The organism is Roseburia inulinivorans DSM 16841 (genome assembly GCF_000174195.1).
GTDB classification, from domain to species: domain Bacteria; phylum Bacillota; class Clostridia; order Lachnospirales; family Lachnospiraceae; genus Roseburia; species Roseburia inulinivorans.
This window is the reverse complement of record NZ_ACFY01000169.1, coordinates 1-7,399: the sequence shown is the minus strand read 5'-3', so window position 1 is coordinate 7,399 and position 7,399 is coordinate 1. Positions and strand designations below refer to the sequence as shown.

At 38.5% G+C, this 7,399-nt stretch carries 6 protein-coding genes and 1 pseudogene; 2 read left to right on the top strand and 5 right to left on the bottom strand.

Annotation, left to right across the window (positions count from 1 at the left end; translation table 11 throughout):
- Nucleotides 1–129 precede the first annotated feature (129 nt).
- Together ROSEINA2194_RS18435 and argC are read right to left on the bottom strand one after the other, a co-directional pair.
- Entirely contained in the window at nucleotides 130–591 is a 462-nt protein-coding gene (locus ROSEINA2194_RS18435; protein WP_044928886.1) for a GNAT family N-acetyltransferase, read from the bottom strand.
- Between the two features lie 101 nt (nucleotides 592–692).
- Nucleotides 693–1,748 carry an N-acetyl-gamma-glutamyl-phosphate reductase gene (argC, locus tag ROSEINA2194_RS18430; protein ID WP_007890416.1) on the bottom strand — a complete coding sequence of 352 codons (1,056 nt, stop codon included), beginning with the start codon at nucleotides 1,746–1,748 and terminating at the stop codon, nucleotides 693–695.
- 429 nt (nucleotides 1,749–2,177) lie between these two features.
- Between argC and ROSEINA2194_RS18425 the strand changes: the two genes are divergently transcribed.
- Complete coding sequence (locus tag ROSEINA2194_RS18425; protein WP_007890415.1) at nucleotides 2,178–3,410, top strand: argininosuccinate synthase; 1,233 nt, start codon at nucleotides 2,178–2,180, stop codon at nucleotides 3,408–3,410.
- Nucleotides 3,411–3,729: 319 nt separating this feature from the next.
- On the opposite strand, the gene ROSEINA2194_RS18420 is transcribed toward ROSEINA2194_RS18425, so the two are convergent.
- Complete coding sequence (locus ROSEINA2194_RS18420) at nucleotides 3,730–4,410, bottom strand: metallophosphoesterase family protein (RefSeq protein WP_007890414.1); 681 nt, start codon at nucleotides 4,408–4,410, stop codon at nucleotides 3,730–3,732.
- Nucleotides 4,411–4,650: 240 nt separating this feature from the next.
- On the opposite strand from ROSEINA2194_RS18420, the gene ROSEINA2194_RS18415 reads away from it, so the two are divergent.
- Complete coding sequence (locus ROSEINA2194_RS18415) at nucleotides 4,651–5,103, top strand: helix-turn-helix domain-containing protein (RefSeq protein ID WP_007890413.1); 453 nt, start codon at nucleotides 4,651–4,653, stop codon at nucleotides 5,101–5,103.
- Between the two features lie 283 nt (nucleotides 5,104–5,386).
- Here the strand turns inward: ROSEINA2194_RS18415 and ROSEINA2194_RS18405 are convergent.
- A pseudogene (locus tag ROSEINA2194_RS18405) lies at nucleotides 5,387–6,851 on the bottom strand (IS1182-like element ISAco1 family transposase).
- Between the two features lie 196 nt (nucleotides 6,852–7,047).
- Nucleotides 7,048–7,399 (bottom strand): IS200/IS605 family transposase (gene tnpA / locus ROSEINA2194_RS18400; protein ID WP_007890409.1); only part of this gene is annotated, 352 nt, incomplete at its 5' end.

Genomic DNA, 7,399 nt, shown 5'->3' with positions numbered 1-7,399 from the left:
ACCTGCCTTCTAAGTGCCAATCGAACTTGTTCGATTTCTGCTCACCCAGTGTTTTCTCAAGTTTTTATTAATTTTTCACAATTCAATTTAGGTTTTCAGGAGTTTCGCAATTGTCTATATTAATTCTTTCTACGGATTAAACACGGTAATATTCTCTTCATTCAATACATACTCATAATAATTCACGTTGTCGCAGTATTTCCAGCCGAGGCTCTGCCAGAAGCAGTTGCCGATCTCGTTCTGCTTGAAGGCGATCAGATTGACTTTGGAAATTTTTTCTGCTTTCAATGCCTCGAGACACCTCTCCACGAGTTTCTGCCCGATTCCGTGTTTTCTGTAATTTTCCTGTACACAGACATGATAAAGTCCTGCCCTTCTTCCGTCATGCCCGCAGAGGATTGCACCGACAATTTTTCCATCACACACTGCCACCATGCTCGTGGTCGGATTTCTTCGGATAAAACGCTCCACACCCTCTTTCGAATCGTCAATGCTTCGGAGGCCAAAGCCGTGGATCTCCATCCAGAGGCTGTGTACCTGCTCAAAGTCATCTATTGTCATGGGACGGATCGTTAAATTTGTATCATTCATGTTATTTTTCATCTTCCTTGCTGTCTGCCTCTCTGTGGCAGTTTTCTATAAATCGGCTTCGCATGCTGTGCATCTTGGCCGGATGGCTGCTCCGCAGCCTCTTATGGGAACATCGGAACAAGATTTAATCCTTCCGCCTCATCGAAGCCGAATAAGAGGTTCATGTTCTGCACTGCCTGACCGGCTGCACCTTTTACAAGGTTATCGAGTGCTCCCATCATGACGATTCTTCCGGTTCTCTCATCAATTTTGAAGTTCACATCCACGTAATTGCTTCCCTCTACCCATTTTGTTTCCGGGCAGATATCTTTTTCCAGTACACGGACAAATTTTTCGTTCTTATAATATTTATCGTAAACAGCTTTCACTTCCTCGTATGTTGGAAGCGTGCCGTCTGCTTTCTTATTTAACGTTGCATATTCTGTTGCAAGGATACCGCGGTTCATCGGTACGAGATGTGGGGTAAAATTGACCACGATCTCTTTTCCTGCCGCATAGCCAAGCTGTTCTTCGATCTCCGGTGTGTGTCTGTGATTCGTCACGCCGTAAGCTTTCATATTCTCATTCACCTCGCAAAACAGATTAGGAAGTTTTGCACCTCTTCCGGCTCCGGATGTTCCTGATTTTGCATCAATGATCAGGGTGTCCGGATCGATCAGTCCCTCTTTTACCAGTGGATATGCCGTTAAAATAGAACAGGTTGTGTAACATCCCGGGTTTGCGATCAGTCTTGCACCTTTTATCTTGTCACGGTTGAGTTCGCAGAGTCCATACACAGCTTCCTCAATAAATTGTGGGCTCCTGTGTTCGATCTTGTACCATTTCTCATAAGTCCTGACATCTTTTATACGGAAATCCGCACTCAGATCGATAATTTTTACTCTGGATAAGATCTCCTCTGTCAGGACACCTGCCAGAAATCCCTGTGGCGTTGCGGTAAAGATCACGTCCACCTTGGAAGCAAGTTCTTCCATATTATCATCGAGACAGGTATCCTCTACGATTTCAAACATATTCTGATAAACTTCTGCATATTTCTTATCTATGTAGTTTCTGGAACCGTACCACATGATCTCTACATCTTTGTGTCCCATCAATAACCGGACAAGTTCGTTTCCTGCATAGCCGGTCGCTCCAATAATCCCAACTTTTACCATAATCTATTCTCCAATCTCCCCGAAGGGTTTTCTCTTTTTACACTTTACCACTCTAATTCGTTTCTATCATAGTACAGCTCTTTAGGATAGTAAAGTATTTTTTGTTTCCCGGTTTTCAATTGCTATTGCATAATTATACATTCATTATCATTTTTATGCAACACTATTTTTAGTGTTTTTTCTTATTTTTCTTGATTTTACAATTTTCTTACCTTAATTTATACAAATGTTACTGTATAAACTTCTGTTGTTATTGCATACTTTTATGCATTTTTATTATTAAATTATGTATATTTTTTCACTTGCATTTCCTGTCCACATAGTATATATTAGGTTTCAGAAGAAATCGTTTCGTGGCAGACTCATTGTCATGCATGAAAGAACGGTTTACATGATAAAAAGAATATACGACAGAAAGGATTCACTCTCATGAAAGAAAAAGTTATTTTAGCGTACTCCGGTGGTCTTGATACCACAGCCATTATCCCATGGTTAAAAGAAACTTATGGTTATGAAGTTATCTGCTGCTGCGTAGACTGCGGACAGGAAGAAGAATTAAACGGACTTGACGAAAGAGCCAAATTAAGCGGTGCTTCCAAATTATACATTGAGGACATCGTAGATGAATTCTGTGATGATTACATTGTTCCATGCGTACAGGCAAACGCTGTATACGAAAACAAATATTTATTAGGTACTTCCATGGCCCGTCCGGGAATCGCCAAGAAATTAGTTGAGATTGCAAGAAAAGAAGGTGCTACAGCGATCTGCCACGGTGCTACCGGAAAAGGTAACGACCAGATCCGTTTCGAGTTAAGTATCAAAGCACTTGCTCCGGACTTAAAGATCATCGCCCCATGGCGTGACAGCAACTGGAAATTACAGTCCCGTCAGGATGAGATCGATTTCTGTACGGCACATGGCATCCATCTTCCATTCTCTGTAGATTCCAGCTACAGCCGTGACCGTAACTTATGGCACATCAGCCATGAAGGTCTTGAGTTGGAAGATCCATCCTTAGAGCCAAATTACGAACATCTTTTAGTTTTGACTACTCCACCTGAGAAAGCTCCGGACGAGGGTGAATATGTCACAATGACATTTGAAAAGGGTGTTCCTGTTTCCGTCAACGGAAAGAAAATGAAAGTTTCTGATATCATCCGTGAATTAAATACACTCGGTGGAAAACATGGTATCGGTATTATTGATATCGTAGAGAACCGTGTCGTCGGCATGAAATCCCGCGGTGTTTATGAGACTCCTGGTGGAACCATCCTTATGGAAGCTCATGAGCAGTTAGAGGAACTCGTTCTCGACCGCGCTACCATGGAAGTGAAAAAAGATATGGGTAACAAGCTCGCCCAGATCGTATACGAAGGAAAATGGTTCACACCACTCCGTGAGGCAGTACAGGCTTTCGTAGAGTCCACACAGGAATATGTGACCGGTGAGGTAAAATTCAAGCTTTACAAAGGAAACATCATCAAAGCCGGAACTACTTCCCCATACTCTCTCTACAGTGAATCCCTCGCAAGCTTCACAACAGGTGATCTTTACGACCATCACGATGCAGACGGATTCATCACATTATTCGGACTTCCATTAAAAGTCCGCGCAATGAAGATGCTTGAGCTGCAGAAAGAAAACAACAAGAATAACTAAATCTTAAAAATAAAAATGGTACAGACAAAATATGATGTTCCTGTTCGCAGAACTCACAAAGGAAATCGTATTTGTCTGTACCATTTTTATTTCATTTACACTGAAGATAACTTGTGAAATCTGCTTTTGGTATTGTCAAGGTAATCAAAAAACAGAGGACATATTTATAAACGGGAAATTAACGCCTCCACACCATTACAAATTCTTTTTCCCCTGTATAGTCATCTTCATACACATATATTTCTGCAAGAGGAAGCATTTCTCTTACCATTTCACAGTTTCCTATTATTCAGTTTCAAAAACTGGAATCTGTTATTCATTATATTCCAAGTCGAGTCAGGGTTTTATCCCAAAATGCTTCTGGAATTAATCTATAATCTGATATCCCTGTCTCCTTGTAATAAACTTGTTGCACCTCTGAAATAAAGTTAACTATTGATTTTTCGCCAGTAGTTAACAGATTTTTTGTCATTCTAAACCAACCAGGGGCTTTAAAATCCAATCGTTCTTTCTCCATTTCATCAATAACCTTATCTACGTCATAGCCTACAGAAAAAAACTGAGGTTCCCAATGTCCGTCCTTTCCAGTAAGTGTCATGAATTGAGCTAAACTATTACTATGTAACGCCACTCCTACAGCACCGGGATTGATTACTCGAACATCGTTTCTAACATAATCAGTCTGAATATGAAAGTGACCACATATTATCAGATTGCTCGGCATATTCTCAAGCAAATTATCAATATACTCATAGTCTGGACGCATGCTTTGATTGACCTTGAAAGGAGAACCATGGCAGATTGTAAATCGTGGCAATCCATCATATTTTAGTGTCATTTCTATTGGCATAGCTTCAAACATATCAATGTCATCGTCATTTAGTTGATCGTATACGTATTTTAATATTCCTGTTGTTGTTTTCCCATCTTTCCATATTTCACAAGCATTCTTTCTATGTGTTATCCAATATTCTTCTTTATTTCCGCGGATAATGCTCATGTGTGATAAAGTAACACAACTAAAATAAAGAAAGACAGCCCACTATTCCGTAAAATAATGGAGTAATAGAGAAAACGTTTTTTCTATGCTAAAATAGGCATATAAAGTAGAATGACAATCAAGATATACAAGAAAGCACTTAAACTCTACCGTTTGTCATGTAATTGTATAGCTTACTTGCTAGAGTGCAAATGAGTATTTTGATAAGATTTATACACAAAATCAAAAGGAGGAACACATATGGAGTTCGCAGAAAAACTTATAACACTACGCAAAAGTAGAGAATTAACACAGGAACAACTGGCTGAGCAGCTTAATGTTTCAAGACAATCTATTTCAAAATGGGAAAGTGGGCAGGTCATACCCGAAGTAGAAAAGATTGTTGAACTAAGCAAAGTATTCGATGTTACCGTGGATTATCTGTTAAAACCATCAGAGATAGATGAATTATCGGTTAAAACAGAAATTCTGGAACAACAACAGAAACAGATGTTAGTTAGGGAACAGAAACGCACTCAAATTTCCAAAAATATTATGTATTCGATTGGAATTTATTTGATTTTTTTTGCGGTCTATTTCATTGGGCATTTCTATTTTGAAATATGGAATGCTTCTGTAATTCTTGCGGAATTACTCATTGCAACCGCGATTGTAGTTTTTGTTTGGGTAAGAAGTTTTTCCGACAAATCATAAAGAGATAGAATTTGTAGCAAACCCAGCCGAGCCTGTCAACGGTCAAGATGAACGGCGCAAATGCGCCGCCGTTGACAGCCCCGCCCGTCTTTGCTGTTCGGTAATCAAGAGGGCGACAGCACAAAATGCTGCCGCCCTCTGCCATTATTCAGAGAGGGCACTGAAAAACATACCATTTTTATTTTGACTTTAATAAAAAGAAAAATCCATCAGAGTTTTTATGATTCTGGTGGATTTTCTGTTAGACAAAATATAAATTGCTTGTCTTTTTCGGCCAAAGTTCTTATTTTTCATTCATTAATTTAATTATTCTCTTAAGATTTACTGCAAAGATCGTCATTGCTCCTTGCATTTCCATACAAATAAGACCTGATGATGACGCTACGTCATAACCATGCCGATGTTTTAGTTCGCTGTTCTTAGCTTCTATTTTATAGCGTTCCCGCATTTTTTCTTTGAAATGCTCAGTTTCCTGAAATTTAACCTGTTCACTGTGGGAATCGCAAATGATTGTTTCTGTGTATGTTTTCTTTTTGGCTCCTTCTTTATAACAGCCACCACGATAAGGACAACATTTACATTTTTCAATATCGAAAAAATAGACCATACGTGGGTTTTTGTTTTTTTATCTTTTTTCCTTTTATCGAAATATTTATGAATGGCTAAATGTCCGGCTTTACACTGATACATTCCGGCATCTTTATTAAATTCAAACTCATCTTCCTTTCTTCGGTTACCTTGTGTAATAATTGGATTTAGTTTTGCTATCAGTTCATAATCACCTTCTTTTGCTGCCTCGATATTTTTCTTTTCAGAATAAGCCATATCTCCAATGACTGATTCAATCTGTATCCCAGCAGCTTTACTTTTTTGTACAAGTTTTGGCAGTTCTTTGCCATCTGTTTTTTCGCCGCTGGTGATTGTGGCAGCTGTGATGATCCGTTCTTCTGTCATTGCTATGTGTGTTTTATATCCAAAAAATGAAGTGTCGGCTGTCTTATGACCAGTTTTTGCATCTTCATCCTTTGAAGTTTCTAAATGTTCCATGTCATCAGTGACAGATTCTTCTAGTAGATTTAATTTTTCCTGCACTTTTGGATAACTGCAGATTTCTTCATTTCCTTTTACAACATCAATAAGCTGTTTACAGTATTTTAGTTCTTTTTCTAAAGAATCCTCTGTGTTTTTATCAGGAAATTTTTCTTTCATTGTTTCATCAATCTCATAGATGCTACGGCGCAGTTTTTTTGATTGTTCCTGGAGTACTTGACGGGGAGTCTTTTGATTGTATCTTGATTTTGTATGCGTAGCATCCACAATAATGGATTTTGACTTAATAATTCCTTTTTCTAATGCTAACTGAACTGTTTTGGCAATCAGCATATCCAAAAGATTCATATCCTTTAAACGCAGCTTCCGAAATTTTGTCAATGAACTTGGATTTATAACTTCATCTTCTGGAGCCATGTCCAAAAAAAATATTTAAAAGACATATCGTATTTAGAACGTTCAACCACATCAACATCTGATAAATCATAAATTGATTTTAAAAGAAGATATTTAAACATTCGGATAGGTGGAACTGCATTTCGTCCGTTATCCAGACAATAATTAGCAAGCAATTCATCATAAATAAAGTTAAAATCAACCAATTCTTTTATCTGCCGGAGAAGATTATCTTTCGGGATTACTAATTCATATATTTCCATGTATGGACTTAGCATCAATTTCTGCTGTTGTTCGATCATAAAAACACCGCCTATATTTGATAGATACATTGTACCAAATATAGACGGTATAATCTACTTTTTCAGTGCCCTCGTCCTTGCTGGTGGGTAATCATAACCACCGGCTTAGCCGTTGGTTTGCTCACGCCCTATAAGGGCTTATTACCGGCTCTGGAGTCTAAAGACTCATCGAATGGTTCGCCAGCCGCAACGTCATTTACCTACTAAGCCCCTTGGGCTTATTCTGTCTGTTTGTTTTTACTGGCTCACCCGTGAACGGGTCAATATACTCTTTCAGAGTCATTTGATCATATTCCAAATCTTCTTTTAACTGATTTTGAATATATTCCTGTATTTTCTTTGCATTTTTGCCTACTGTATCTACGTAATATCCTCTGCACCAGAAATGCCTGTTTCCATACTTATATTTTAAATTCGCATGTCTTTCAAATATCATTAGCGTACTTTTTCCTTTTAAATACCCTACGAAACCTGACACACTTATGCTTGGTGGAATCTCTACTAACATATGTATGTGATCCGGGCATACTTCTGCTTCGACAATTTTT

Coding starts and splice junctions, on each gene's coding strand:
- ROSEINA2194_RS18435 (WP_044928886.1), bottom strand. CDS start 591: ATGAATGATACAAATTTAACGATCCGTCCCATGACAATAGATGACTTT.
- argC (WP_007890416.1), bottom strand. CDS start 1,748: ATGGTAAAAGTTGGGATTATTGGAGCGACCGGCTATGCAGGAAACGAA.
- ROSEINA2194_RS18425 (WP_007890415.1), top strand. CDS start 2,178: ATGAAAGAAAAAGTTATTTTAGCGTACTCCGGTGGTCTTGATACCACA.
- ROSEINA2194_RS18415 (WP_007890413.1), top strand. CDS start 4,651: ATGGAGTTCGCAGAAAAACTTATAACACTACGCAAAAGTAGAGAATTA.
- ROSEINA2194_RS18420 (WP_007890414.1), bottom strand. CDS start 4,410: ATGAGCATTATCCGCGGAAATAAAGAAGAATATTGGATAACACATAGA.